This window comes from Luteimonas huabeiensis HB2 (assembly GCF_000559025.1).
Lineage (GTDB): Bacteria > Pseudomonadota > Gammaproteobacteria > Xanthomonadales > Xanthomonadaceae > Luteimonas > Luteimonas huabeiensis.
On record NZ_JAAN01000024.1, the window covers coordinates 1 to 25,263 of the forward strand.

The 25,263-nt window shown below is 73.6% G+C and carries 19 protein-coding genes; 11 read left to right on the plus strand and 8 right to left on the minus strand.

Annotation, left to right across the window (positions count from 1 at the left end):
• Positions 1 to 144 precede the first annotated feature (144 nt).
• Entirely contained in the window at positions 145 to 2,994 is a 2,850-nt protein-coding gene (locus tag Z164_RS0109680; RefSeq protein WP_236621786.1) for a S8 family serine peptidase, read from the minus strand.
• Between the two features lie 186 nt (positions 2,995 to 3,180).
• On the opposite strand from Z164_RS0109680, the gene Z164_RS0109685 reads away from it, so the two are divergent.
• From Z164_RS0109685 to Z164_RS0109710, 6 genes are all read left to right on the plus strand, one after another.
• Positions 3,181 to 4,356 carry a thiolase family protein gene (locus Z164_RS0109685; protein WP_024890501.1) on the plus strand — a complete coding sequence of 392 codons (1,176 nt, stop codon included), beginning with the start codon at positions 3,181 to 3,183 and terminating at the stop codon, positions 4,354 to 4,356.
• A 126-nt stretch (positions 4,357 to 4,482) separates the two neighbouring features.
• Positions 4,483 to 4,824: a hypothetical protein gene (locus tag Z164_RS0109690; protein WP_024890502.1), complete on the plus strand. Its 342-nt coding sequence runs from the start codon at positions 4,483 to 4,485 to the stop codon at positions 4,822 to 4,824.
• A gap of 299 nt (positions 4,825 to 5,123) precedes the next feature.
• Positions 5,124 to 5,516: a hypothetical protein gene (locus Z164_RS0109695; protein WP_024890503.1), complete on the plus strand. Its 393-nt coding sequence runs from the start codon at positions 5,124 to 5,126 to the stop codon at positions 5,514 to 5,516.
• A gap of 204 nt (positions 5,517 to 5,720) precedes the next feature.
• Complete coding sequence (locus tag Z164_RS0109700; RefSeq protein ID WP_024890504.1) at positions 5,721 to 7,328, plus strand: carboxyl transferase domain-containing protein; 1,608 nt, start codon at positions 5,721 to 5,723, stop codon at positions 7,326 to 7,328.
• Between the two features lie 216 nt (positions 7,329 to 7,544).
• Positions 7,545 to 8,102 carry a polymer-forming cytoskeletal protein gene (locus Z164_RS23620; RefSeq protein WP_024890505.1) on the plus strand — a complete coding sequence of 186 codons (558 nt, stop codon included), beginning with the start codon at positions 7,545 to 7,547 and terminating at the stop codon, positions 8,100 to 8,102.
• Complete coding sequence (locus Z164_RS0109710) at positions 8,099 to 8,473, plus strand: hypothetical protein (RefSeq protein WP_024890506.1); 375 nt, start codon at positions 8,099 to 8,101, stop codon at positions 8,471 to 8,473. The genes Z164_RS23620 and Z164_RS0109710 overlap by 4 nt, the downstream gene beginning before the upstream one ends.
• A 228-nt stretch (positions 8,474 to 8,701) precedes the next feature.
• Here the strand turns inward: Z164_RS0109710 and efeB are convergent, their stop codons facing one another.
• Both efeB and efeO read right to left on the minus strand, forming a co-directional pair.
• Positions 8,702 to 9,985, minus strand: a complete 1,284-nt coding sequence (efeB, locus tag Z164_RS0109715; protein ID WP_024890507.1) for an iron uptake transporter deferrochelatase/peroxidase subunit — start codon at positions 9,983 to 9,985, stop codon at positions 8,702 to 8,704.
• A 10-nt stretch (positions 9,986 to 9,995) separates the two neighbouring features.
• Positions 9,996 to 10,871: an iron uptake system protein EfeO gene (gene efeO / locus Z164_RS0109720; protein ID WP_024890508.1), complete on the minus strand. Its 876-nt coding sequence runs from the start codon at positions 10,869 to 10,871 to the stop codon at positions 9,996 to 9,998.
• A gap of 156 nt (positions 10,872 to 11,027) precedes the next feature.
• On the opposite strand from efeO, the gene Z164_RS0109725 reads away from it, so the two are divergent.
• Genes Z164_RS0109725 through Z164_RS0109735 form a run of 3 tightly spaced genes read left to right on the plus strand, consistent with a single transcriptional unit; the run spans position 11,028 to position 14,726 of the window.
• Entirely contained in the window at positions 11,028 to 11,828 is an 801-nt protein-coding gene (locus Z164_RS0109725; protein WP_024890509.1) for an enoyl-CoA hydratase-related protein, read from the plus strand.
• Between the two features lie 4 nt (positions 11,829 to 11,832).
• On the plus strand, positions 11,833 to 13,836 hold the full coding sequence (locus Z164_RS0109730) for an acetyl/propionyl/methylcrotonyl-CoA carboxylase subunit alpha (RefSeq protein WP_024890510.1): 2,004 nt from the start codon (positions 11,833 to 11,835) through the stop codon (positions 13,834 to 13,836).
• Positions 13,833 to 14,726 carry a hydroxymethylglutaryl-CoA lyase gene (locus tag Z164_RS0109735; RefSeq protein WP_024890511.1) on the plus strand — a complete coding sequence of 298 codons (894 nt, stop codon included), beginning with the start codon at positions 13,833 to 13,835 and terminating at the stop codon, positions 14,724 to 14,726. Before Z164_RS0109730 ends, Z164_RS0109735 begins: the two co-directional genes overlap by 4 nt.
• 304 nt (positions 14,727 to 15,030) lie before the next feature.
• On the opposite strand, the gene gyrA is transcribed toward Z164_RS0109735, so the two are convergent.
• Positions 15,031 to 17,736 (minus strand): DNA gyrase subunit A, encoded by a 2,706-nt coding sequence (gene gyrA, locus Z164_RS0109740; RefSeq protein WP_024890512.1) that lies wholly within the window; start codon positions 17,734 to 17,736, stop codon positions 15,031 to 15,033.
• A 425-nt stretch (positions 17,737 to 18,161) separates the two neighbouring features.
• Here gyrA and Z164_RS0109745 point away from each other — a divergent pair, with 425 nt between their 5' ends.
• The gene (locus Z164_RS0109745; RefSeq protein ID WP_052338412.1) at positions 18,162 to 18,866 is read left to right on the plus strand and encodes an ankyrin repeat domain-containing protein; all 705 of its coding nucleotides are present in this window, start codon (positions 18,162 to 18,164) and stop codon (positions 18,864 to 18,866) included.
• A gap of 61 nt (positions 18,867 to 18,927) precedes the next feature.
• Positions 18,928 to 19,938: a Tle-like phospholipase domain-containing protein gene (locus tag Z164_RS20285; RefSeq protein WP_024890514.1), complete on the plus strand. Its 1,011-nt coding sequence runs from the start codon at positions 18,928 to 18,930 to the stop codon at positions 19,936 to 19,938.
• A 110-nt stretch (positions 19,939 to 20,048) separates the two neighbouring features.
• Here Z164_RS20285 and mtnA read toward each other — a convergent pair whose 3' ends face one another.
• From mtnA to ligA, 4 genes are all read right to left on the minus strand, one after another.
• On the minus strand, positions 20,049 to 21,122 hold the full coding sequence (mtnA, locus tag Z164_RS0109755; protein ID WP_024890515.1) for an S-methyl-5-thioribose-1-phosphate isomerase: 1,074 nt from the start codon (positions 21,120 to 21,122) through the stop codon (positions 20,049 to 20,051).
• Between the two features lie 32 nt (positions 21,123 to 21,154).
• Positions 21,155 to 21,661 (minus strand): DUF3011 domain-containing protein, encoded by a 507-nt coding sequence (locus Z164_RS20290; protein WP_052338401.1) that lies wholly within the window; start codon positions 21,659 to 21,661, stop codon positions 21,155 to 21,157.
• A gap of 92 nt (positions 21,662 to 21,753) precedes the next feature.
• Positions 21,754 to 22,740 carry an EF-P lysine aminoacylase EpmA gene (gene epmA, locus Z164_RS0109765; protein ID WP_024890516.1) on the minus strand — a complete coding sequence of 329 codons (987 nt, stop codon included), beginning with the start codon at positions 22,738 to 22,740 and terminating at the stop codon, positions 21,754 to 21,756.
• 28 nt (positions 22,741 to 22,768) lie between these two features.
• Positions 22,769 to 25,258 (minus strand): NAD-dependent DNA ligase LigA, encoded by a 2,490-nt coding sequence (gene ligA, locus Z164_RS0109770; RefSeq protein WP_024890517.1) that lies wholly within the window; start codon positions 25,256 to 25,258, stop codon positions 22,769 to 22,771.
• Positions 25,259 to 25,263: the final 5 nt, after the last annotated feature.

A 25,263-nucleotide genomic window follows, 5' to 3' on the forward strand; every position in this document is an offset into this window, starting at 1 on the left:
TGCGGCGTGCCCCCATCCGCCTTCGGCACCTTCCCCCGCTTGCGGGGGAAGGGAAAGAGAGCATGGCCCCCGCTTGCGGGGGAAGGAAAAACAAGATGCGCCCCCGCTTGCGGGGGAAGGGAAAAACAGAATGCTCCCCGCTCGTCAGCGGAAGCCGCGGACGTAGCGCAGCGAGAGCATGCGGTCTTCCCCGCGCGGGCCGAAGCGCTGGTCGTAGCCGAAGCTCACGGTGGCGTCTCGGCCGGCCCAGGCGTCGATGCCGAGGCCGAACAGCCCGCCGGAGCGGCCCGGCTGCAGGCCGCCGAGCGAGGACCAGGCCTCGGCGCCGACGAAGGACGCGTCGAGGTCCAGCCCGTCGGCCGACAGCGTCTGCTGCCACTCGGCGTAGCCGCGCAGCGTCCACAACGCGCCGAGTTCCCAGCCGCCGCGCAGGCCGGCGATGGCCTGGCTGCGGCTCGAGGTCCAGGCGTCGGCGCGCAGGCCGAAGCCCTCGGCGCCCAGCTCCTGGAAACCGTCGCTGTCCAGCCGCGTGTACTCCGCGCCCAGGTAGGGCATGAGGTGCGCATCGGCGCCGATGCCGAGGCGATAGCCGCCCTCGACCGCGGCGTTGAACACGTCGCCCGAGTAGGCGCTGTGCACGCCGGACCAGCGCGCGCCGGTGAACAGGTCGCGCCGCAGGTCGCGCTCGAAGCGGCCCACGCCGAGCTGCGCGCTCAGGTGCGCATCGCCCAGCGCCTTGCCGGCATACAGCTGCGCCTGCAGCTGGCGGTCGCGGCCGCGATCGCCGCTGCCCTCGCGACGGCTGTCGGCGTGGACCTCGCCGAAGGCGAAGCCGGCGAGCGTGCCGTCGGCGAGGCGGACGTCCTGGCCGATCATCCAGCCGTCGAGCGCGGACTGCCCGGTGGCGAAACCGCCCTCCCCGCCCGCGCCCAGGCGCCGCTGCCAGCTGCGCGTGGCCTGCGGCCGGTCCAGGGACTCGGCCAGCTGCGAAGAAAGCGCGCGGCGGCCGATGTCGACGGTGTCGAAGGCGATGCTGGACGCCACCGCGTGCAGTTCGCCGGAGAGGCTCGACAATGCGGTCCGCGCGGCCTCGGCATCCGGAATCCGCTGGAACTCGCCGGCGGTGCGGATGAAGCCCTCGGCCACCGGGCCCCGGCCCTGGTCGAGCTGATCGTCGATCCGCCGGAACGCGCCTTCGACGCGCTCGGCCGCCGCCAGCGAAGCCGGGGTCGCAACGCCCAGCGCCGCCGCGGTGGAGCGCACGTCGAGGCGGACGATGTCGAGCCAGGCGGTCTGCGTGCCGTAGCGGATCGAACCGTCGAAGAAGATCCGGTTTTCGTCGTAGGTGAGCTGGCTGAAGCGGCCGCTGCGGGTGCCGTCCACGCTCAGGATGTCCTCGCGCCCGCGGCGCACGTAGCCCGGCCGCACGCCGGCCACGTGCAGGGTGCCGTCGAGGCTGGCGTCGCCCTGTACGTGCAGCAGGCCGTGGCCGATGGTGACCGACAGCCGGCCGCTCGCGCCCTGCACGTAGTCGCCGCCGATGGTGAAGCCCTCGCCGGCGTCGAGCGCGAGCGTGCCCTGGTTGGACACGTCGCCGCCGACCCGGCCGCCGCCGCCCAGCGTGCCGCCGGCGGCGATGGCGACGTCGGAATTGCGCAGCGTGCCGGTCAGGTGCAGGCTGCCCTGCTCCACCCGCGTCTGCCCGGAGTAGCTGTTGTCGCCGGAGAGCACCAGCCGGCCGTCGCCGCGCTTGGTCAGCCCGCCGGCGCCGGCGATGTCGTTGGACCACTCCGATTCCAGGCCGTCGAAGTCCACCGTCACCCGGCCCCAGTCGAAGCGGGCCGGACCCTGGATGGCGCGACCCACGTCGAGCAGGCCGTAGCCGAACACCTCGTCCACGCCGGGGGCGCCGATGTCGGTGGCGGTGCCGAGCAGGGTCTGGCGGACGAGGTCGTTGTCGAAGTACGGGAACGCTTCCCACACCAGCGCGGCGGCGCCGGAGACCTGCGGCGCGGCGAACGAGGTGCCGCTCCACTGCCAGTACTCGGGCGCGTCCGGCGCGTCGTCGGTACCGGTCACCACCACGTCGCCGGGCGCGGCGAGGCAGTAGCTCATGGCGTAGGCGCAGGTGCGCGAGTACTCGGCGAGCTGGGTGGGCGCATCGGTATCCACCGCCACCACCGCCAGCCAGCCGCGCTCCAGGTCCGCCGCCGGCGTGCTGCCGCCGGGACCCTGCTGGCTGGGCAGACCGGCCATGTCGGTCAGCGCCAGCGCGTCGCCGGGCTCGCGGTTGCCCGCGGCGAAGACGACCAGACCGCCGTGGTCGACGATGAAGGGCCGGTACTCGGCGGCGATCGGCGCGGTGGCGTTGGCGTCGTCCCAGTACAGGCCGCCCCAGGAATTGTTCATCACCCGCACGCCGCGCTGGATCAGATCCTGGTGGACCGGGGCCAGGCCCAGCGCGCCGCCGACGGCGTTGCCGTCGCCGCTGCCGTCGTCGTCCGGCGGCTCGTCGTTGATGATGCGCGCCGAGACGAGGGTCGCCCCCTGGGCGAGGCCGCCCGGCCACTGCCCGAACGGGGTGCCGGCGATCGTCTGCGCGACCGCGGTGCCGTGGCCGACCTTGTCGTCGACGCTGAGGTCGTTGCCCTGGCTGCCGATGTAGATCAGGTTCGCGCTCACCCGCCCGCTCAACGCGGGGTGCTTGCGGTTGACGCCGCTGTCGACCACCCCCACCACCACGCCCTTGCCGGTCAGCCCGGCGTCCAGCGCCGGGTAGGCGTTGGTCAGCTCCAGGTGGCGGCTGTAGGCGGGGTTCGGCGGCTCGACGACGGTCGGCGGCGGGGACGGCGGCGGCGGGGGAGACGGCGGCGGCGGTTCGGCGCGGTTGCCGCCGCCGCCCCCGCCGCAGGCCGCCAGCACCGCACTCACGGACCCGGCCAGCAGCGACCGGCGCAGATGGCGCCAGCCGGCGCCGCGCATCGTCTTCGTCATGACGTTCCTTCTCCCTAGAACCCCTCGCGCCCACCGCGCGTCCGGCACTCTATACCGGCTGGCGCGCGCGCGCGCCAGCCTCGTGCGCATTCTCGCGCGCTCGGCCCGGGCGTTTGCCGCGCCCCCCGGCGCGGCGGGATAATCGGCGTTCCCGCTGCCCGCCCGGGCCAGACTCCGGAGTCCGCCATGCAAGATGTCGTCATCGTCGGCGCCAAGCGCACCGCCATCGGTTCCTTCCTCGGCCAGTTCACCGGGGTGCCCACGCCGACGCTGGGCGCGGCCGCCATCCAGGGCGCGCTGGCACACGCGGGGCTGGGCGCCGACCAGGTCGATGAGGTGATCCTGGGCTGCGTGCTGCCGGCCGGCCTCGGCCAGGCGCCGGCGCGGCAGGCCTCGCGCGCGGCAGGCATCCCCGACGCGGCCGGCTGCACGACCGTCAACAAGGTCTGCGGCTCGGGCATGAAGTCGATCATGTTCGGCCACGACCTGATCCGCGCCGGTTCGTCGTCGGTGGTGGTGGCCGGCGGCATGGAATCGATGACCAACGCGCCGCACCTGCTCAACGGCTCGCGCACCGGCGTGCGCTACGGCAGCGCCGAGTTCCTCGACCACATGGCCTGGGACGGCCTGACCAACCCCTACGACGGCCTGGCCATGGGCGTGTTCGGCGACCGTACCTGCGAGGCGTACGGCTTCAGCCGCGAGGACCTGGACGCGTTCTCGGCCGAGAGCGCGCGCCGCGCCCAGGAGGCGGTGGCGGGCGGCGCGTTCCGCGACGAGGTGGTGCCGGTGACGGTCAAGGGCCGCAAGGGCGAGACCGTGGTCGATACCGACGAGGAGCCCGGCAAGATCGACCTCGCGCGCATCCCCACCCTGCGCGCCGCGTTCGGCAAGGAGGGCCGGCTGACCGCCGCCTCGTCCTCGAAGATCTCCGACGGCGCCGCCGCCACCGTGCTGATGAGCGCCGACGAGGCGGCGCGCCGCGGCCTGGCGCCGCTGGCGCGCATCGTCGCCCACGCCGGGCATGCGCAGGCGCCGGAGTGGTTCACTACCGCGCCGGTCGCCGCGATCCGCACCGTGTTGCAGCGCGCGGGCTGGTCGGTGGAGGACGTCGACCTGTTCGAGGTCAACGAGGCCTTCGCCTGCGTGGCCATGGCGCCGATGAAGGATCTTGGAATCCCCCACCAAAAGCTGAACGTCAACGGCGGCGCGTGCGCCCTGGGCCACCCGATCGGCGCCTCCGGCGCGCGCCTGGTGGTGACCCTGCTGCACGCCTTGAAAGCGCGCAACCTCCGGCGTGGAATCGCTTCCCTGTGTATCGGCGGCGGCGAGGCGACGGCGATCGCGGTGGAACTCGCCTAAAAGGGGTTAACGAGCTCTTTACGAAAAAAATCAAGCGCCCGCTTGACAGTCTTCTTGGGCTTGTCATGATGTAGCCCGGCGCGCACTTCTGGCGCGTTTGTTCAACTACGACGAGGAAATACACCGATGTCCATCAACAAGGCTCTGCTCGCTCTGGCCATGGGCTTCGCCCTGGCCGCGTGCTCGAACCAGGAGTCCGCCCAGGACGCCGCTGCCGACGCCGCCGACGCCGCCGCCGAGGCGCAGGCCCAGGCCGACGCCGCTGCTGCGCCGCTCGACTCCGCCGCCCAGGAGGCCGCCGACACCGCCGCCGTGGCCGCGGAGACCGCTGCCGCCGCCGCGAGCGACGCGACCGCCGCTGCGACCGACGAGGCCGCCGACGCCGCTGCCGACGCCGCCGAGGCCGCGGCCGACGTCGCGGAAGACGCCGCCGACAACGCCGAGCAGGCCGCCGACGAGCAGCCGTAACGGCCATCGCGTCGCGGGCGTTGCGCCCGCGCCGATGTTGCGATGGAAACCGCCGCTTTTGCGGCGGTTTCTTTTTGTCCGCTCCGGGAGCGGGATACTCGCTGCGGTATTCGACTGGCGAATGGTCCGCGCGCGCGAGCGGTGCGCCGGAGCCGCGACGGACGGGCTGCCTCCCGCAAGACGCCCGGCGCCCGGCCGGCCCGCGGGTGCGGGACGCGCCCTTCGACGCCTCCTTCACCGCCGCCTGCCAAACTGCGCCGGTCTTGACCACGCCCGTTCGCGGGCACCTGGAGAAACCGATGAACCAGAAACTGCTCATGCTCGCCGTCGCCTGCACCCTGGCCCTGTCGGCGTGCAATCGCACCGACGATGCCGCCGCCCGCCAGGATGCCGCCGAGGCCGAGGCCGCCGCCGAACGCGCCGGCGACTCCGCGCGCGATGCGCTGCGCGAGACCGGGCAGGCGATCTCGGCCGGGGCCGATGCCGCCGCCGCGCGCACCGCCGAGGCGACCGAGGAGGCCCGCGAGGCCGCGCGCCGCGCCGCGGAGCGCAGCGAGGCCGCGGCCCGCGAAGCCGCCGCCGAGACTTCCGCGGCCGCGGCGAAGGCCGCGCGCAACACCGCGGACGCGCTCGACCGTGCCGCCGAGCGTGCCGACGACACCGCCCAGGATGCGCGCACCGACGACCACTGATCGTTCGCGTCGCGCTCCCACCGAAGGCCCGCGCCCGCCGCGGGCCTTCTTGTTTTTCGCCGCGCCGATCCGGCGGGCCGCTGGCACGCCGGCGAGGCCCCGGGATCGCGGCGAGCGGTGCGCGGTGCGGTCCCCGGAACGCGCGTCGCCCACGCGCCCGCAGCCGCCCGGGTATCCTGTCGCCTTTCAGCGCCCTGCCCGCCCATGCCCGTCATCGAGACCCGCCTCGACACCCGCTCGCCCGACTTCCAGGACAACGCCGCCTATCACCGCGCGCTCGCCGACGAGCTGGCGCGGCGCCTGGCGCGCGCGCGCGCCGGCGGCGGCGAGGCCGCGCAGCAGCGCCACGCCGCGCGCGGCAAGCTGCCGCCGCGCGAGCGCGTGCTGGCCCTGCTCGACCCCGGTTCGCCGTTCCTGGAAATCGCGCCGCTGGCCGCCGAAGGCATGTACGACGACGCCGCGCCGGCGGCCGGGCTGATCTGCGGCATCGGCCGGGTCGCCGGGCTGGAGGTGGTGATCGTGGCCAACGACGCCACCGTCAAGGGCGGCACCTACTTCCCGATGACGATCAAGAAGCACCTGCGCGCGCAGGAGATCGCCCGCGAGAACCGCCTGCCCTGCGTGTACCTGGTCGATTCCGGCGGCGCGTTCCTGCCGCTGCAGGACGAGGTGTTCCCGGACAAGGAGCACTTCGGCCGCATCTTCTACAACCAGGCGCGGCTGAGCGCGGAGAACGTGCCGCAGGTGGCGGTGGTGATGGGCTCGTGCACCGCCGGCGGCGCCTACGTGCCGGCGATGTGCGACGAGTCGGTGATCGTCAAGGAACAGGGCACGATCTTCCTGGGCGGGCCGCCGCTGGTGAAGGCGGCCACCGGCGAGGTGGTGGATGCCGAATCGCTGGGCGGCGCCGACGTGCACACCAGCGTGTCCGGCGTGGCCGACCACTTCGCCGAGGACGACCGCCACGCGCTGCAGATCGCGCGCGACATCGTGGCCGGCTTCAACCGCCGCAAGCGGGTGGAACTGGCCGTGCGCGCACCGCGCGAGCCGCTGTACCCGGCCGAGGAGCTGTACGGCATCGTGCCGAAGGACACCCGCCGCCCGTTCGACGTGCGCGAGGTGATCGCGCGCATCGTCGACGGCAGCGAGCTGCAGGAGTTCAAGGCGCGCTACGGCAAGACCCTGGTCACCGGCTTCGCGCACCTGCACGGCTACCCGGTTGGCGTGATCGCCAACAACGGCATCCTGTTCTCCGAGAGCGCGCTCAAGGGCGCGCACTTCATCGAGCTGTGCAATCAGCGCGGCATCCCGCTGCTGTTCCTGCAGAACATCACCGGCTTCATGGTCGGTCGCAAGTACGAGAACGCCGGCATCGCCAAGGACGGGGCGAAGATGGTCACCGCGGTGGCCTGCTCCAGCGTGCCGAAGTTCACCGTGGTCATCGGCGGCAGCTTCGGCGCCGGCAACTACGCCATGTGCGGCCGCGCCTACGGCGCGCGCTTCCTGTGGATGTGGCCCAACGCGCGGATCAGCGTGATGGGCGGCGAGCAGGCCGCCAGCGTGCTGGCGACGGTGAAGCGCGACGGCATCGAGGCCAAGGGCGGCACCTGGAGCGCGGAGGACGAGGAAGCGTTCAAGGCGCCGATCCGCGAGCAGTACGAGGTCCAGGGCAGCCCGTGGTACGCCACCGCGCGGCTGTGGGACGACGGCATCGTCGATCCGGCCGACACCCGCCGCGTGCTCGCCCTGGGCCTGTCGGCCTCGCTCAACGCGCCGATCGAGCCGGCGAGGTTCGGCGTCTTCCGGATGTGAGCCGCGCGCCTGCGGCCGCCGTGCAGGCGGCGTGCACGCAGCGCAGCCTGCGGCTCAACAGCCCCGCGTAAGGCATTGAGCGCAAGGGAGATTCGGTGAGGCCGGTCACAACGGGCCGGACCCATCCGCATGCTAGTCTCGGCCGGCAGATCTCCTGCCGTGGCGCCCTTTCGCGCTTTCTCGTTCCGCTCAAACGCTCTGCCGAGGAGTCTTACGATGGCCATCTTCACCCCGCCCGGTTCCACGAAGAAAGACACGCCCTCCTTCGCCCAGGATCCCGCCCCGTCCGTGCGCGACAACCCGCCGCCGGCCCCGCCCGCCGCCGCCGACTTCCGCCCGACCCAGAGCGCACCGCCCGTGCAGGCCCAGCGCGCGCCCGCCGCGCCCCAGGTCCAGGAATCGCTGATCGCCTCGAACCTGACCATCGAGGGCAAGATCGAGGGCACCGGCCACGTGCGCATCGCCGGCAGGTTCAAGGGCGACGTCAACGTGCAGGGCGACCTGACCATCGAGCGCGGCGCCAAGCTCAACGGCGGGGTGCGCGCCGACAAGGTGATCGTGGCCGGCGATCTGGAAGGCAACATCGAGTCCGCGCAGCGCGTCGAGCTGCTGGACAGCGCGGTGCTCAGCGGCGACCTCAAGGCCGGCACCCTGACCGTCGCCTCCGGGTCCAAGATCCGCGGGCACGTCGAGTGCGGCTGGGAGAGCGCGCCCGCGGCCGCGGAGAAGCCGGCTCGCGCCGCGGCCAAGGCGGACGCCGAACTCGCCTCGTGAGCCCTTCCCGGCCCGGCGCGGCGGGCGCGACCCGCACCTGTCCGCACTGCAAGACCACGATCCTGCAGAGCGCGACGATCTGTCCGTCGTGCCGGCACTACCTGCGCTTCGACGCGCCCGCCAGCGTGGCGGGCGCGAGCAGCAACGCGCTGCAGGTGGAGGGCACCATCCGCCACCCGGCCGAGGGCGGCGCCTGGGAGTACGCGGTGGTGCTGGTGATCCGCGACGAGGACGGCAAGGAGATCAATCGCCAGGTGGTGGGCGTGGGCGCGCTGTTCGGCGGCGACGTGCGCACCTTCAGCCTGACCGTCGAGGTCACCCCGACCCACGACACCCGGCGCCCGCCGAAGCGGCCCGGGCTGCGGCACTGAAGCCCGCTCCGGGACTCCCGCGCCGGCGGACCGTCCGATGCCCGTCCCTGCCGCCCTCCGCCCGCGCCCGACCTTCGATCCGGGCGCGTCCGCGGCGCGCGGGGCTCGACCGCCCGGCCCCGGGCGATCCGGTGGCCACGACGTGCTGGCGACGCTCGGGCCCTGGCCGCGGGCGGCCCGGCCCGCGGCACCGATGCAGCCCGGATCGGTGCGGCCGGGGGATCGCGCTCAGCCCGCGAACAGGCCCTGGCCGAGGTACCCGTCGGCCTCGGGCACGCCGGGCAGCGCGAACCAGTAGCCGCCGCCGACCGGCTTGACGTATTCCTCCAGCGGCTCGCCGTTGAGCCGCGTCTGCGCGGCGACGAAGCCCTGCGCCAGGTCCGACTGGTAGCACACGAACAGCAGGCCCATGTCGAGCTGGCCGGAACGGGTGGCGCCATTGGCGTAGTTGAAGGCACGGCGCAGGATCCGCCGGGTACCCGGCGTGCGCGGGTTGGCCAGCCGGATGTGCGCGTCGAGCGGCGTGATCGCGCCGTCGGGATCGGCGGCGTAGTCGGGCGCGTCGTGTTCGCGCCGCATGCCCAGCGGCGCGCCGCTGTCCTTGTGCCGGCCGATGATGCGTTCCTGCTCGCGCAGCGGGGTGCGGTCCCAGAATTCGACGAAGTTGCGGATGATCCGCACCACCTGGTAGCTGCCGCCGGTCGCCCAGGCCGGTTCGCCCTGCCCCGGCTGCACCCACACCAGGCGCGCCATCAGGCCGGCGTCGGCGGCGTCCGGGTTGGCGGTGCCGTCCTTGAAGCCCATCAGGTTGATGATCGAGTCGCGGCCGAGCTTCTGCACGGTGTGCGGCGGCAGGAAGCCGCCCTGCGTCCAGCGCAGCCCGACGAAGCCCGACAGGTGTCTGACGATGTCGCGCAGCGCGTGCAGGTTGGTCTCGGCGGTGTTGCTGCAGATCTGCAGCAGCAGATCGCCGTCGCAGCGCGCGGCGTCGAGCGCATCGTTGGGGAACGCCGGCATCTCCACCAGGTGCCGCGGCTTCAGCGCGGCCAGGCCGAAGCGGTCGTCGAACAGCGAGGCGCCGACGCCGACGGTGACGGTGAGGTTGTCCGGGAACACCTGCGGGCCGAGCAGGCCGGAATCGGCCGGCGGCAGGCGCGGGTCGAGCGCGGGCACCGGGCCGCCCTGGGTCAGGAAGGCGATGCGTCCGGTCAGGCGCCGCAGCAGCTCGCGCAGGCGCTCGCGGTCGCGGCCGAGCACGTCGAATGCGGCGACGAGCGCGGCGGCCTGGGTGGGGGTGACGATCCCGGCCTGGTGCGGCCCGTGGAACGGCTGCCGCTGCCGGGTGCCGTCGTCGGCGGCGGTGCGGGTCGCGGAATCGCCGTCGCCGCGCGCGCAACCGCCCAGGCCGGCGAGCGTGGCGGCCGCCCCCAGCGCGACCCCGCCGCGCAACAATTGCCGGCGGGAGATCGGGCAGCCGCCGCGGCCGCCCTCGCCGTCTTCGTCGCCGGCCATGCGCGCGCTCCTAGCCCAGGCGCAGCGCGCCGCGCAGGCGCGACAGCGACTCGGCCAGCGCCGCGCTCGCGCCCTTCAGCTCGTTGCGATCGGCGGCGCCGACCCGGTCGTAGCGGGCCCAGCCCTCGCCTTCGCGATAGCGGCCCAGCAGCGCGTCGAAATGCGCGAAGTCCGCATCGACCTGCGCCAGCAGCGCCGGATCGGCGGCGGCCAGCGACTCGCGGAACAGATCCACGATCCGCCGCGCGCCCTCGAGGTTGGCGTGGATGTCCCACAGGTCGGTGCCGGCGTAGCGGTTCTCCTCGCCGCCGACCTTGGTGGCCGCCACTTCCTCGATCAGCTCCGCGGCCCCGGCCACCACCGTCTCGGCGTCGAAGCGCAGCGCGGCGACCTCCTCGCGCAGCTGGCGGGTGTCGGCGACCAGCCGCGCGGCCACCGGCCCGAGGCCGTCGACGTCGCGCTGGACGAAGATCGCGTATTCCAGCCGGTGCCAGCCGCCGAATTCGGGCGAGGCCTCGGCCTGCTTGAAGTCGTCGGCGCGGGCGTCGATGCCGCGGTCCAGCGCCGGGTACAGGCCGGCGACCGGCTCGATCCGCTCCCAGGCCTGGCGCGAAGGCGCGTATAGGCGCGCGGCGGCGTCCAGCTCGCCGCTGTTGACCGCCTCCACGAAGGCGACGGTGTCGCGCTCCAGTTGCTCGATCTGGGCCAGGACCCAGGCCCGGTAGGCGTCGAGCTGGGCGCGGTAGGCGGGCGGCGCTGCGGCGTCGGCGGGCTTTGCCGCATCCGCGGCCTGCGCCGCGGGCGCCTCCGGCTGGCGGGCGCAGGCGCTGAGCAGCAACAGCGAGGCGACGGCGCCCAGGGTGGGCAGTCGGCGGCGAACGGACATGGGAACTCCAGGATCGGTGGCGGTTGCCCGGCGGCAACGGGAATGGTTCTCATTGTAGGCCCGCCGCGGGCATGGCGGTGGGCCGCGGGGCGCGGAGGGGCGCGGAGGGGCGAGGCGCTATCATGGCGGGCCTTCCTGCCGGAGCGTCCCGCGCGCATGACCGCCTCCCTGCAGATCCTCCGCGACGGCGCCGCGCTGCGCCTGCGCCTGGCCCGCCCGCAGTTGCACAACGCCTTCGACGCCGCGCTGATCGCGGAACTGACCGCGGCGCTGGAAGGCGCCGCCGCCGATCCCGCGATCCGCGCGGTGGTGATCGAAGGCGCCGGGGCCTCGTTCTCGGCCGGCGCCGATCTCAACTGGATGCGCGCGATGGCCGGCGCGAGCGAGGCCGAGAACCGCGACGACGCGCTCGCCCTCGCCCGCCTGATGCGCACCCTGGACGAACTGCCGAAGCCCACCCTCGCCCGCGTGCACGGCGCGGCGTTCGGCGGCGGCGTCGGGCTGGTCGCCTGCTGCGACATCGCCATCGGCGTGCCGGAGGCGAAGTTCGGGCTCACCGAGAGCCGGCTCGGGCTGCTGCCGGCGGTGATCTCGCCCTACGTCATCGCCGCGATCGGGCCGCGCCAGGCGCGCCGCTGGTTCGCCACGGCCGAGGTGTTCGACGCCGGCCGCGCGCTGGCCATGGGCCTGCTGCACGAGGTCGTGCCCGCCGAGGCGCTGGATGCCGCGGTCGAGCGCCAGATCGCGTTGCTGCTCAAGGCCGGTCCGTTCGCGGCCGCCGACGCCAAGCGCCTGGTGCGCGACGTGCTGGCGCAACCCGACCGCGACCGCCGCGACCACGACAACGCCGCGCTCATCGCCGCGCTGCGCGTCTCCGCCGAAGGCCAGGAGGGACTGTCGGCCTTCCTCGACAAGCGCGCGCCCGCCTGGGCGGCCGGCCCCGAAGGGAAAGGTTGACCGAATGTTTTCCAGCGTCCTGATCGCCAACCGCGGCGAGATCGCCTGCCGCGTGATCCGCACCTGCCGCAGGCTCGGCATCCGCACCATCGCGGTGTACTCCGAGGCCGACGCCGGCGCCCGGCACGTGCGCCTGGCCGACGAAGCCTGGCCGATCGGCGGGCCGCGCCCGCAGGACAGCTACCTGCGCGGCGAGGCGATCCTGGAGGTCGCGCGCGAGCGCGGCGCGCAGGCGGTGCACCCGGGCTACGGCTTCCTCAGCGAGAACGCCGACTTCGCCGAGGCCGTGGAGGCCGCGGGAATCCGCTTCATCGGCCCGTCGGCGGCGTCGATGCGCAAGATGGGCAGCAAGGCCGGCGCCAAGGACCTGATGGCCGCGGCCGGGGTGCCGGTGGTGCCGGGCTACACCGGCGAGGACCAGGCGCCGGAAACGCTGGCGCGCGAGGCCGCGCGCGTCGGCTATCCGCTGATGATCAAGGCCGCGCACGGCGGCGGCGGCAAGGGCATGCGCATCGTGCGCGAGGCCGGCGAGTTCGCCGCCGCGCTGGAGAGCTGCCGGCGCGAGGCCGCCAACGCCTTCGGCCGCGACCGCGTGCTGCTGGAGCGCTACATCGAGCGCCCGCGCCATATCGAGATCCAGGTCTTCGGCGACCGCCACGGCGGCACCATTCACCTGGGCGAGCGCGAGTGCTCGGCGCAGCGCCGCTACCAGAAGGTGCTGGAGGAAGCGCCCTCGCCCTTCCTCACCCCGGCGCTGCGCGCGCGCATGGGCGAGGCGGCGGTCGCCGCGGCGCGCGCGATCGACTACGCCAACGCCGGCACGGTGGAGTTCATCGTCGCGCCTGACGGTGCGTTCTACTTCATGGAGATCAACACCCGCCTGCAGGTGGAGCACCCGGTCACCGAGCTCGTCACCGGGCTGGACCTGGTGGAGTGGCAGCTGCGGGTCGCGGCCGGCGAGCCGCTGCCGTTGCCGCAGGAGGCCATCGCCGCGCGCGGCCATGCGATCGAGGTGCGGCTGTACGCCGAGGACCCCGACGCCGGCTTCCTGCCCGGCTCCGGCCGGCTGGCCCGGCTGCGCCTGCCCGCGCCCGACGCCCACGTTCGGGTGGACGCGGGCGTGGTCGAGGGCGACACGGTGACGATCTTCTACGACCCGATGATCGCCAAGCTGATCGTCCACGATGCCGACCGCCCGCGCGCGCTGGCGCGGCTGCGCGAGGCGCTGGCGGCCTGCGAGATCGGCGGCCCGAAGTCCAACGTGGCGTTCCTGGAGCGTCTGGTGCGCGATGCGGCGGTGGTCGAGGGCCGCATCGACACCGGCTACCTCGATCGCCAACCGGATGCGCTGCGCCGCCCGGCCGATGCGCAGGCCGACGCGATGCTGCGCATCGCCGCCGCGGTGGACGAACTGCTGGCGCTGGAGGACGACGCCGCGCGCGCCGACGCCGGCGATCCCGGCTCGCCCTGGGCGGCCGGCGACGGCTGGCACGGCGCCGGCACCGGCCGCGTGCGCCTGCGCCTGCGCGACGCGCAGGGCGCCTTCGACGCGCATGCCGAGGGCCGGCGCGGCGCCTGGCGCATCGCGCTCGACGATGCCGCGCCGGTCCTCGCCGAGGGCGCGCACCGCGACGGTCCCTGGTTGTCGCTGCGGCTCGACGGTACCGCGCGTCGCTTCCGCATCGGCGGCGACCGCGACGTGCGCCTGGTCCACGACGGCGAACGCCGCCTGGAGGTGGCCCGCGTGCTGCACGAAGCGCGCGGTGACGGCGCGGACGCGGGTGCCGGCGACCGCCTGCGCGCGCCGATGCCCGGCCGCATCGTGGTGGTCCGCGCCGCGGCCGGCGACGCCGTGGCCGCCGGCCAGGACCTGCTGGTGATGGAGGCGATGAAGATGGAGATCGCGATCAAGGCGCCGCGCGACGGCACCCTCGCCGCGGTCGCGGTGGCGGTGGGCGAGTTCGTCGAGGCCGAGACGGTGCTGGCCGAGCTGGAGCCCGCGCCGTGACGGATGCGGTGCGCATCGTCGAGGTCTCGCCCCGCGACGGGCTTCAGAACGAATCCGCGATCGTGCCCACCGCGGTGAAGATCGAGCTGATCGACCGGCTCTCGCGCACCGGCCTGCGCACGATCGAGGCGACCAGCTTCGTCAGCCCGAAATGGATACCGCAGCTGGCCGACGCCGCCGAGGTGTTCGCCGGCATCGAGCGCCGCCCCGGCATCGCCTACCCCGTGCTGGTGCCCAACGAGACCGGCTACGAGCGCGCCCGCGCGGTGGGCGTGGAGGAGATCGCGGTGTTCACCGCCGCCTCCGAGGCCTTCAACCGCCGCAACATCAACGCGAGTATCGACGAATCGCTGCAGCGCTTCGCGCCGGTGATGGCGCGCGCGCGCGCCGACGGGGTGCGCGTGCGCGGCTACGTCTCCACCGTGCTCGGCTGCCCCTACCAGGGCGAGGTGCCGCTGGCCGACGTGGTGCGGGTGGCGCGCGCGCTGCACGCGATGGGCTGCTACGAGGTGTCGCTGGGCGACACCATCGGCGTCGGCACGCCGGCGAAAGCCGCGGCGATGCTGCGCGCGGTCGCCGCCGAAGTGCCGGTGCAGGCGCTAGCGCTGCACTTCCACGACACCTACGGGCAGGCGCTGGCCAACGTGCTGGCCTGCCTGGACCTGGGCGCGCGGGTGATCGACGCGGCCGTGGCCGGCACCGGCGGCTGCCCGTACGCGCGCGGCGCCAGCGGCAACCTCGCCACCGAGGACGCGGTGTACATGCTGCACGGGCTGGGACTCGAGACCGGCGTGGACCTGGCGGCGCTGTCGGAGACCGGCCGCTGGCTGGCCGCGCGCCTGGGACGCGAAACCGGCAGCCGCGTCGGCCGCGCCACCGCGCCAGGCTAGGCCGGATCCACATTCGGCGCGGGAAAGGCCCTCTTTCGCCGCGCGCGGGGAGCATCCCGCTTTTCCCTTCCCCGGCAAGCGGAGGCCATCCTGTTCTTCCTTCCCCCGCAAGCGGGGACCATCCTGTTTTTTCCTTCCCAAGGGACGAGATGCGCCCGCTCGCGGGAGAAGGGACGACATGGACCCGCTTGCGGGTGAAGGGACGGCATGGCCCCCGCTTGCCGGAGAACGAACAGCTCGCGTGACGGTAGGCGTGAACGGGCCCTGGGACGGCCGCCGGACGGCCCGGGCCGTGCGCCGGCGGTCAGACCGCCGGCAGTTCCGCGCCGGGCGCGCTATCGCCGGCGTCGTCGGCGATCCCTTCGGCCGCGGCATCCTCGATGGAGGCATCCACCCGCTCCACCGCCTGCAGGCGCTCGCCCTCCGACAGCCGCATCAGGGTCACGCCCTGGGTATTGCGGCTCACCACCGAGATCTCGGCGGCGCGGGTGCGCACCAGGGTGCCGCCATCGGAAATCAGCAGCACCTCGTCGCGCCGGCTCAGCAGCACCGCGGCGACCAGCCGGCCGTTGCGCTCGGTGGTCTGGATGCCGATCACGCCCTGGGTGCCGCGCCCCTTGCGCGGGTACTCGGCCAGGCGGGTGCGCTTGCCGTAGCCGTTCTCGGTGGCGGTGAGGATGTAGGCGTCCGGCTCGTCCTCGTGCTCGATCTGCACCGCCTCGCCGTCGTCGTGGCCGTTGCCTTCGATGCCGTTGGCCTCCTCGACCGCGTCGTCGGCGGCTTCGCCGGCGAGCTCGGCCACGATCAGGCTGACCACCGATTCGCCCTCGGCCAGGCGGATGCCGCGCACGCCGGTGGCGGTGCGGCCCATCGGGCGCACGGTGTTCTCGTCGAAGCGCACCGCCTTGCCGTTCGAGGCGAACAGCAGGATGTCGCGCGCGCCGTCGGTCAGCTCCGCGCCGATCAGGGCGTCGCCCTCGTCGAGGTTGATCGCGATCTTGCCGCGCTGCAGGCGGAAGGCGAATTCGGTCAGCGGGGTCTTCTTGACCGTGCCGTTGCGGGTGGCGAAGAACACGTAGTGGCCCTCGGTGTACTCGCGCACCGGCAGTACCGCCTGCACCTTCTCGTCGGCTTCCAGCGGGATCCAGTTGACGATCGGTCGGCCGCGCGCGTGCGGGCCGGCGTCGGGCAGCTGGTGCACCGGCAGCCAGAACACGCGCCCGGCGCTGGTGAAGGTCAGCAGGGTGTCGTGGGTGTTGACCAGCCACAGCTGGTCGATGAAGTCCTCGTCCTTGGTCGCCGCGGCGTTGCGGCCGCGGCCGCCGCGCTTCTGCGCGCGGTAGGCGGTGACCGGCTGGCGCTTGGCGTAGCCGGCGTGCGACAGGGTGACCACCACGTCCTCGGGCGCGATCAGGTCGAGGATGTCGAGATCCTCCTCGCTGGCGCGGATCTCGCTGCGGCGCGCGTCGCCGAACTCCTCCTTGAGGTTGCGCAGCTCGGTGCGGATCACCTCCAGCAGCACGTCCGGATCCTCGAGGATCTCGATCAGGCCGCGGATCGCCTCCAGCAGCTGCCGGTACTCGTCGGTCAGCTTGTCCTGCTCCAGCCCGGTCAGGCGGTGCAGGCGCATCTCCAGGATCTGCTGGGCCTGGGTCTCGGTGAGCTGGTAGCGCCCGCCCTCCACCAGGCCCACGCCGGCCGGCAGGTCCTCCGGCCGCGAGGCCTCGGCGCCGGCGGCCTCCAGCAGGGTGGCGACCAGGCCGGCCTCCCAGGTCCGCGCGAGCATGCGGTCGCGCGCCTCGTTGGGGTTGGCCGAGGTCTTGATCAGCTCGATCATCTCGTCGATGTTGGCGAGCGCGACCGTCAGGCCTTCCAGCACGTGGGCGCGCGCGCGGGCCTTGCGCAGCTCGAAGATCGTCCGCCGCGTCACCACCTCCCGGCGGTGGCGCACGAAGGCCTCGAGGATCTGCTTGAGGTTCAGCAGCTGCGGGCGGCCATCGACCAGCGCCACCATGTTGATGCCGAACACCGACTCCATCTGGGTCTGCTGGTAGAGGTTGTTCAGCACGACCTCGGCCGACTCGCCGCGCTTGACCTCGATGTAGATGCGCATGCCGTCCTTGTCGGACTCGTCGCGCAGCTCGCTGATGCCCTCGAGCTTCTTCTCCTTGACCAGCTCGGCGATCTTCTCGATCAGCCGCGCCTTGTTGACCTGGTACGGGATCTCGGTGACGGCGATGGCCTCGCGGCCGTTGTCGGCCACCTCGATCGCGGCGCGCGCGCGGATGCGCACGCGGCCGCGGCCGGTGCGGTAGGCCAGGTGGATGCCGCCCACGCCGTTGATGATGCCGGCGGTGGGGAAATCCGGGCCGGGGATGTGCTCCATCAGCCCGTCGATGTCGATCTGCGGATCGTCGATCAGCGCGATGGTGGCGTCGATCACCTCCGACAGGTTGTGCGGCGGGATGTTGGTGGCCATGCCCACCGCGATGCCGGCCGAGCCGTTGACCAGCAGGTTCGGCACCCGCGCCGGCAGCACCGAGGGCTCGAGTTCCTTCTCGTCGTAGTTGGGCTGGAAATCGACGGTCTCCTTGTCGATGTCGGCCATCAGCTCGTGCGACAGGCGCGACATGCGCGCCTCGGTGTAGCGCATGGCCGCGGCGGAGTCGCCGTCGACCGAGCCGAAGTTGCCCTGCCCGTCGATGAGCAGGTAGCGCAGCGAGAACGGCTGCGCCATGCGCACCAGGGTGTCGTACACCGCGGAATCGCCGTGCGGGTGGTACTTACCGATCACGTCGCCGACGATGCGCGCCGACTTGTAGTAGGGCTTGTTGCTGTGCGCGCCGAGCTCGTTCATGGCGTACAGCACGCGGCGGTGGACCGGCTTGAGGCCGTCGCGCACGTCCGGGAGCGCGCGGCCCACGATCACGCTCATGGCGTAATCGAGATAGCTGCGGCGCATCTCGTCTTCGAGGTTGACGGGAATGATTTCGTTCGAGGAATCGACCATCGAGAGGGCTTGCATCCTGGCTGCGCGGCGCGGCGCGGGACGGACGGCCGCGCCGGAAGCCGGGCGGCCCGCGCGCCGGCCGCCGGCAACGCGTGGGAAAAAGACATCGAATCATACCACGCCGGCCCCGTTCATCCCAAACCGATCCAGCGTAAAAACAAGCACTTAGCCGGACATCGCGCCCACGCACCGCCACCGGCGCGGGCGCCGGTGGCCCGCGCCGCGCCAAGCGCGACCGCTCGTCGGGAACCGGCGCGCATCGCGGAGCGTGCAACTCCGGTCACATTCCCGCAGTCCACTCGACCCGTTCAGCCTGCTAGGCTGCGCCCCATGCCATCCGGACCGGGCCGCCCCCGCGCGGCCCGCCCGTCAGGAGACGCGAATTGAACAGGACCACCCGACATCTGGGGGCCGTGGCGCTCGGCATGGCCGTCGTCGCCTCGGCCGGCATCCCCACCGGCGCAAAGGAGCCCGCACGCGTGACCACCACGGACATCAGCCAGGTTTTCCCTCCCGAGGTGGCCGAACTGGCCGAGGCGATCCGGCGCGGCGACGAGGCGCGCGTGCGCGAGCTGGCGCCGCGCTCCGACCTGTCCGCGCGCGGCGACCAGAACGTCACCCTGCTGGAATGGGCGATCTGGCACCAGCAGCCCGGCGCGTTCCGCGCCCTGCTCGACGCCGGCGCCGACCCCGCGCAGATCGGCATGGACAACGAGACCGTCGCCCACATGGCCGCGGCGATCGAGGACCCGCAGTACCTGGCGATCCTGGTCGAGCGCGGCGCGCCGGTGGACGAGCCCGCCGTCGACACCGGCCGCACGCCGATCTTCAAGGCGGTGCAGAACGACCGCCGCGCGCAGATCGACCTGCTGGTCGACGCCGGCGCCGACCTGCGGCGCACCGACCGCACCGGCAACTCGCTGCTGCACGTGGCCGGCAACCACGCCGGCACGATCCTGCGGCTGCTGGAGGCGGGCGTGGATCCCCGGCACGAGAACGCGCAGGGAGCCACGTTCCAGGCGTACTTCTACATGACGCCGGAGCGGATCATGAACCCGCAGGGCAAGGCGGGGCGGCGCGAGGTCACCGAATGGCTCGCCCGCAACGGGATACCGCTCGAAGCGAAATGACCACCGCCCCGGCGGCGACCGCCGGGCCGAACAGCGTTGACGATCCAAGGGAGTCGAGACGATGGCAGGGAACCAGGCACAGGCGATCCAGGACGGCGGCTCGTTCTCGGAGCGGATGCGGGGCACCGAGCCGCGGGCCGAGGACGTGCAATTCCCCGGGTTGGTGCAGGACCTCTACGACGTCGCCGACGCCCGCCGCGCCGGGCAGCCGTTCCCACCGCCCGACGACGTGCCGGCCGGCTGGTCGCGGATCCCCGACGACGAACTGCGCGCCACCGGCATCGACCCGGCGCTGCTGCGCAGCGACCGCAACGGCTTCGACGCCGGCTTCTACCGCGGCGAACACGGCCAGGTGGTGCTGGTCATGGCCGGCACCAACGAGGGCCAGGACTGGAAGCACAACTTCCGCCAGGGCCTGGGCCTGACCAGCGACCAGTACGAACAGGCCTTCGAAGTCGCGCGCAAGGCCCGCGCCGCCTACGGCGACGACCTGGTGCTGACCGGCCATTCGCTCGGCGGCGGCCTGGCCGCGGCCTCGGCGATGATCACCGACACCCCCGCGGTCACCTACAACGCGTCCGGCGTGCACGACCGCACGCTGGAGCGCGAGGGCGTCGACCCGGCCGCGGCCAAGGAGTACGCCGGCGAAGGCCTCGTCCGCACCTACAAGGTCAGGAACGAGGTGCTGACCCACCTGCAGGAAGACGCGTTCCTGATCAACCGGCTGATGCCGGACGCGCCGGGGCATGCGATCCAGCTGCCCGATCCCGACCCGCTGTCCTTCGGCCAGCGGCTGATCCCCGGCAAGATGCTGATGCACCGCGTGGACCTGCACTACATCGAGGCGGTGATCGACGCCCAGCGCGCCGCCGGCCTGCACGAGCGCTTCGGCGACCCGGCGCGCGAATCCGCCGTGCAGGGCGCCGCCGCGCAGCCGCCGGCCCTGCCGGGCCTGGAGATCTCGCCGGAGCGGCAGGCGCAGTGGGACGCCCGGGTGCAGGCGCATCGCCAGGCGCTCGATCAGCCGTCGCCGCAGCAGGCGCAGGAACAGGACACCGCCTTCGCCCGCTAGGCCGCAGGCTGCCCGGCCGGCCGGATCGCCCGTTCCGTCCGCGCGGGTGCGATGCGCCGCCGGCCCGCGTGGCCGCGCCGGCGCGGCGCATCGAGGGGCCGCGCCCTCCCCTACGCGGCGACCGGCGGCGGCCCGAACAGGGCCCGCATGCGCGCGGCGTCCGGGGCCTCGACGATGCCGCGCTCGGTCACGATGGCATCGATCAGCGCCGCCGGGGTGACGTCGAACACCGGGTTCCAGGCGCGCACGCCCTCGGCCACGGTGCGCGCGCCGCCCACGCCCAGCAGCTCGCCGGGGTCGCGCTCCTCGATCTCGATGCGGTCCCCCGAGGGCGTGGCCATGTCCACCGTGGACGACGGCGCCACCACCATGAACTTCTTGCCGTGGAAGCGCGCCGAGATCGCGAGCTGGTAGGTGCCGATCTTGTTGGCGACGTCGCCGTTGGCGCAGATGCGGTCGGCCCCGACCACCACCCAGTCGACCTCGCCCTTGCGCAGCAGGTGCGATGCGGCGGCGTCGGCGATCAGGGTGGCGTCGATGCCGTCGCGCTGCAGTTCCCACACGGTCAACCGCGAGCCCTGCATCCACGGCCGCGTCTCGTCGGCGAACACGCGCTCGATGCGCCCCTGGGCGACGCCGGCGCGGATCACCCCGAGCGCGGTGCCGAAGCCGGCGGTGGCCAGCGAGCCGGTGTTGCAGTGGGTCAGCACGCCGGAACCCGGGGCGATCAGCGAGGCGCCCAGCTCGCCCATGCGGCGGTTGGCGGCCAGGTCCTCGTCGGCGATGGCCTGCGCCTCGCGCTCGGCCGCCTGCCGCCAGTCCGCGCCGGCGCCGGCCAGCGCGTTGCGCATGCGCGACAGCGCCCAGGCCAGGTTGACCGCGGTCGGCCGCGCGGCGTTGAGCCGCTGCAGCGCCGGCTCCAGGCGCTGCAGGGCCTCGGCGCCGTCGGCGGCCTCGACCTCGCGCGCAGCCAGCACCGCGCCCCAGGCCGCGGCGATGCCGATCGCCGGCGCGCCGCGCACCGTCAGCGCGTGGATGGCCTCGGCCACCGCGTCGCTGCGCGCGCAGCGCACGTACTCGACCGAGAACGGCAGGCGGCGCTGGTCGAGCAGCTCCAGCGCGTCGCCGAGCCAGCGGATGGGGCGGATGCGGTCGTAGCGGGCGTAGTCGAAGGCGTCGTTCATGCGCCCATTCTATGCCGGGCGCGGCGGCGCGCTCAGCGCGCCAGGAACTCCGCCGCGCAACCGCCGTTGACCCAGATGCCGCCGCGGTCCCAGCCCCAGTTCTGGCGCTGCACGCAGCGGGTCTCGGACAGCTGGCGGGTCAGGATCACGCTGTCGGCCACCACCACGTTGCAGCGGGTGGTCCGGGTACCGCGCGATTCGCAGCGCACCTTCTGCGGCGGCGCGCGCCCAGCCAGGTCCACCGGGCCCTCGATGAAGTCCGCGCTGCAGCCGCGCGCGACCCACACCGCGCGGTCGTCGTAGCTCCAGGTACTGCCCTGCACGCAGGGGTGCGAGGAGTTCTGCTGCAGCAGGCGCACGCCGCGGCGGGTATCGGCGGGGCAATAGTTGCGGCGGTTGTCGCGCGATTCGCAGCGGAACACGCGCGGCTCGCCCGGCGCGTCGGCGGCGGGCTGGCGTTCGCCCAAGCCCAGGCGCGCGGTCAGCCCGCAGCCTCCGCAGGCCAGGGCGACCAACGCGATGACGGCCCGTCGCAACATGCCTTCCCCTCGTGACTGCGAACCCGGCCCAAATCTACACGCTGACGGTGACGCCTGCAGTCGACGGGGGGTCGGCGCCGCGCCGCCGCCGTTCAGGCGCGGGCGAAATCGAAGGCGACGACGTCGGCGATGCGCGGGGTATCGAGCATCGCCATCAGCAGCCGGTCCACGCCCAGGGCGACCCCGGCGCAATCCGGCAGGCCATGCGCGAGCGCATCGAGCAGGCGCTCGTCGACCGGCGGCATGGGCGCGCCGCGGCGCGCGCGCTCGGCCAGCTCGCGCCCGAAGCGCGCGCGCTGCTCGCCGGCGTCGGCCAGCTCGTGATAGCCGTTGGCCAGCTCCAGCGGGCCCAGGAACAGCTCGAAGCGCTCGGCCACCGGCACTGGATCGTGGGCGTCGCCGTCGTCGTCGCGCACGCGGGCCAGCATGCACTGCGAGGCCGGGTAATCGTGCAGCACCAGCAACTGGTCCGGCGGGAATCCGGGCTGGATGCGGTGGGTCATCAGCAGGTCCAGCCAGTCGTCGCGCGACAGCCCCTCCCCGTCCACCGCCACCTCGCCCAGCGCCTCGCGCAGCGCCGGCAGGTCGGCACGCATCGGGTCCAGGCCCAGCGTCTCTCGATACAGTTCCCGGTAGCGCACGCTGCGCAGCCGCGCCCGGCGCCCGACCAGGCCCAGCGCCGCCTGCACCAGTTGCGCGCACTCCTCGGCCAGGCGGCGGTGATCCCAGCCCACCCGGTACCACTCCAGCATGGTGAACTCCGGGTTGTGGCGCCCGCCCGCCTCGCCGTCGCGGAACACGCGGCCGAGTTCGTAGCAATCGCCCACGCCGGCGGCCAGCAGGCGCTTGAGCGGATACTCCGGCGAGGTGCGCAGCCAGCGGCGGGCGGCGCCGGCATCGCGGTGGCCGCTGAACTCGAGCGAGAACGAGGCGATGTTGGGCTCGGTGTTGCCGGCCTGCGACAGCACCGGGGTTTCCACCTCCAGCACGCCGCGCTCGGCGAAGAAGGCGCGGATCTCGGCATTGAGCCGCGCGCGCAGGCGCAGCGCCGCGGGCGCGGCCGAGGGGCGCCAGCTCATGCGCGCGCGGCCCGCGCAAGCGCGCGCCTCACGCGTGGCGCTCCAGGAACGCCAGCAGCTTCGCCTCGTCCCAGACCTCGATCCCCAGCGCCTCGGCCTTGGCGAGCTTGGAGCCGGCCGCCTCGCCGGCGACGACGAAGCTCGTCTTCGCCGAAACGCTGCCGGCGGCCTTGGCGCCCAGCGCTTCCAGCCGCGCCTTGGCCTCGTCGCGGGTCATCGAGGCCAGCGTGCCGGTCAGGACCACGCTCTTGCCGTCGAGCGGCCCGGCGGCGCGGCGCTCGCGCGCGGGCGCGGCCTCCAGCAGGCGGGCCATGGCGCGGTCTGCGGCGACCAGCGCGGCGCGGGCCGCGGGATCGGCCAGATAGGCCTGCAGGTTCTCCGCGCCCGCGGCCGAGGCGCCGGCACCGGCCCAGCCGCTGGCGTTGGCCTGCAGCAGCGCGTCCAGGCTGCCGTAGGTCTCGGCCAGGCGCTGCGCGCTCTTGTCGCCGAGCTTGGCCACCGGCAGCGCCGCCAGCAGATGCGCCAGGCCCAGCCGCTCGCGCAGCGCCGGATCGGGCCGGCCCTCGTCCTCGAAGCGGATGCCCGCGGCCAGCAGCGCATCGACCACGGCGGCGTTGCCCGGCTGCTCGAAGAAGGTCGCGATCGAGCGCGCGACCTCCGCGCCGATGTCGGGCAGCGCCTGCAGCACCACCGCCGGCACCTCGCGCACGAATTCCAGCCGGCCCAGCCACTGCGCGAGCGTCTTGGCTGTGGTCTCGCCCAGGTGCGGGATGCCGAGCGCGAACAGGAAGCGCGGCAGCGTGGTGCGACGGCTGGCATCGATGCCGGCGACGAGGTTCTCCGCCCACTTGGTGGCCAGCTTGCCGGCCGCCGGGTCCACCTGCAGGTGACGGCGCAGGAACTCGGCGCGGCGCCAGTCCGGCGGGTCCTGCTCCAGCAGGGCGCGGGCCTCGTCGTCGAGCCGCAGCGCGCCGCGGCTGTCGGCCACGGCCTGCAGCAGGTCGGCGGCGGTCGTGGCGTCGAGCGCGGCCTTCATCCGTACCAGGTCGGGCACGTCGAGCGCGTACAGGTCGGCCACCGAGCGCACGAAGCCGTATTCCACCAGTGCATCGGCCTGCTTCTCGCCCAGGCCCTCGATGTCCATCGCGCGCCGCGAGGCGAAGTGGCGCAGCGCCTCCTTGCGTTGCGCGCCGCAGGCCAGCCCGCCGGTGCAGCGGTAGGCGGCCTCGCCCTCCTCACGCACCAGCTCGGAGCCGCACACCGGGCAGGCGGCGGGCATCGACCAGGGCACCGCGCCGGGCGGGCGCCGGTCCTCGACGACCCGCACGATCTCGGGGATCACGTCGCCGGCGCGGCGCACGATGACGGTGTCGCCCTCGCGCACGTCCAGCCGCGCGATCTGGTCGGCGTTGTGCAGAGTGGCGTTGGTGACGGTGACGCCGGCCACCTGCACCGGCTCCAGCCGCGCCACCGGGGTGGCGGCGCCGGTGCGGCCGATCTGGATCTCGATCGCGCGCAGCACGGTGGCCTGTTCCTGCGCCGGGTACTTGTGCGCCAGCGCCCAGCGCGGCGCGCGCGAGACGAAGCCCAGCACGCGCTGCTGGTCGTAGCGGTCGAGCTTGTAGACCACGCCGTCGATGTCGTAGGGCAGCGTGTCGCGCAGCGCGCCGATGCGGCGGTAATAGGCGATCAGGCCCTCGAAGCCGGTGGCCACGTCCACCTCCGGCGCGACCGGGAAGCCCAGCTCGCGCAGCAGCGCGAGGGTTTCGGAATGGGTCGGCGGCAGGTCCAGGCCCTCCACCTCGCCCACGCCGTAGGCGAAGAAGGCCAGCGGCCGGCGACGGGTCACCGCGGGATCGAGCTGGCGCAGCGAACCGGCGGCGCCGTTGCGCGGGTTGGCCAGCAGTCTCTCGTTGCGCGCCAGCGCCTGGGCGTTCCAGGCCTCGAAGGCCTTGCGCGGCATGTAGATCTCGCCGCGCACTTCCAGCACCGCCGGCGCGGCGCCGCCGAGCAGCTTCAGCGGCACCGAGCGCACCTGGCGCAGGTTGGCGGTGACGTCCTCGCCGGTGGCGCCGTCGCCGCGGGTGGCGCCCTGCACGAACAGGCCGTGCTCGTAGCGCAGGCTGATCGCCAGGCCGTCGAGCTTGGGTTCCACCGAGAACCGCGGCGCGCGGGTGCCGAGCCTGTCCTCGATGCGGCGCTCGAATTCGGCCACCTCGCGGTAGCGCAGGCGATCGTCGTCGCCGCCGTCCGGGTCCTCGAAGGCGTTGGCCAGCGACAGCATCGGGATCGCGTGGCGGACCTCGGGAAAGCCGCCGTCGGGCCGGGCGCCGACGGTGCGGGTCGGCGAATCGGGCGAGGCCAGCGCCGGGTGCTCGGCCTCCAGCGCCTCCAGCTCGCGCATCATCGCGTCGTATTCGGCGTCCGGGATCGCCGGATCGTCGAGCACGTAGTAGCGGTGGTTGGCGTCTTCGATCTGGCGACGCAGGGCGTCGATGCGGGCGGCCGGTGCGGTCATCGGGC

Excerpts from the sequence above, each read along its gene's own strand:
- Z164_RS0109680 (WP_236621786.1), bottom strand. The coding sequence starts at position 2,994 with ATGACGAAGACGATGCGCGGCGCCGGCTGGCGCCATCTGCGCCGGTCG.
- Z164_RS0109685 (WP_024890501.1), top strand. The coding sequence starts at position 3,181 with ATGCAAGATGTCGTCATCGTCGGCGCCAAGCGCACCGCCATCGGTTCC.
- Z164_RS0109690 (WP_024890502.1), top strand. The coding sequence starts at position 4,483 with ATGTCCATCAACAAGGCTCTGCTCGCTCTGGCCATGGGCTTCGCCCTG.
- Z164_RS0109695 (WP_024890503.1), top strand. The coding sequence starts at position 5,124 with ATGAACCAGAAACTGCTCATGCTCGCCGTCGCCTGCACCCTGGCCCTG.
- Z164_RS0109700 (WP_024890504.1), top strand. The coding sequence starts at position 5,721 with ATGCCCGTCATCGAGACCCGCCTCGACACCCGCTCGCCCGACTTCCAG.
- Z164_RS23620 (WP_024890505.1), top strand. The coding sequence starts at position 7,545 with ATGGCCATCTTCACCCCGCCCGGTTCCACGAAGAAAGACACGCCCTCC.
- efeB (WP_024890507.1), bottom strand. The coding sequence starts at position 9,985 with ATGGCCGGCGACGAAGACGGCGAGGGCGGCCGCGGCGGCTGCCCGATC.
- efeO (WP_024890508.1), bottom strand. The coding sequence starts at position 10,871 with ATGTCCGTTCGCCGCCGACTGCCCACCCTGGGCGCCGTCGCCTCGCTG.
- Z164_RS0109725 (WP_024890509.1), top strand. The coding sequence starts at position 11,028 with ATGACCGCCTCCCTGCAGATCCTCCGCGACGGCGCCGCGCTGCGCCTG.
- Z164_RS0109730 (WP_024890510.1), top strand. The coding sequence starts at position 11,833 with ATGTTTTCCAGCGTCCTGATCGCCAACCGCGGCGAGATCGCCTGCCGC.
- gyrA (WP_024890512.1), bottom strand. The coding sequence starts at position 17,736 with ATGGTCGATTCCTCGAACGAAATCATTCCCGTCAACCTCGAAGACGAG.
- Z164_RS0109745 (WP_052338412.1), top strand. The coding sequence starts at position 18,162 with ATGGCCGTCGTCGCCTCGGCCGGCATCCCCACCGGCGCAAAGGAGCCC.
- Z164_RS20285 (WP_024890514.1), top strand. The coding sequence starts at position 18,928 with ATGGCAGGGAACCAGGCACAGGCGATCCAGGACGGCGGCTCGTTCTCG.
- mtnA (WP_024890515.1), bottom strand. The coding sequence starts at position 21,122 with ATGAACGACGCCTTCGACTACGCCCGCTACGACCGCATCCGCCCCATC.
- Z164_RS20290 (WP_052338401.1), bottom strand. The coding sequence starts at position 21,661 with ATGTTGCGACGGGCCGTCATCGCGTTGGTCGCCCTGGCCTGCGGAGGC.
- epmA (WP_024890516.1), bottom strand. The coding sequence starts at position 22,740 with ATGAGCTGGCGCCCCTCGGCCGCGCCCGCGGCGCTGCGCCTGCGCGCG.
- ligA (WP_024890517.1), bottom strand. The coding sequence starts at position 25,258 with ATGACCGCACCGGCCGCCCGCATCGACGCCCTGCGTCGCCAGATCGAA.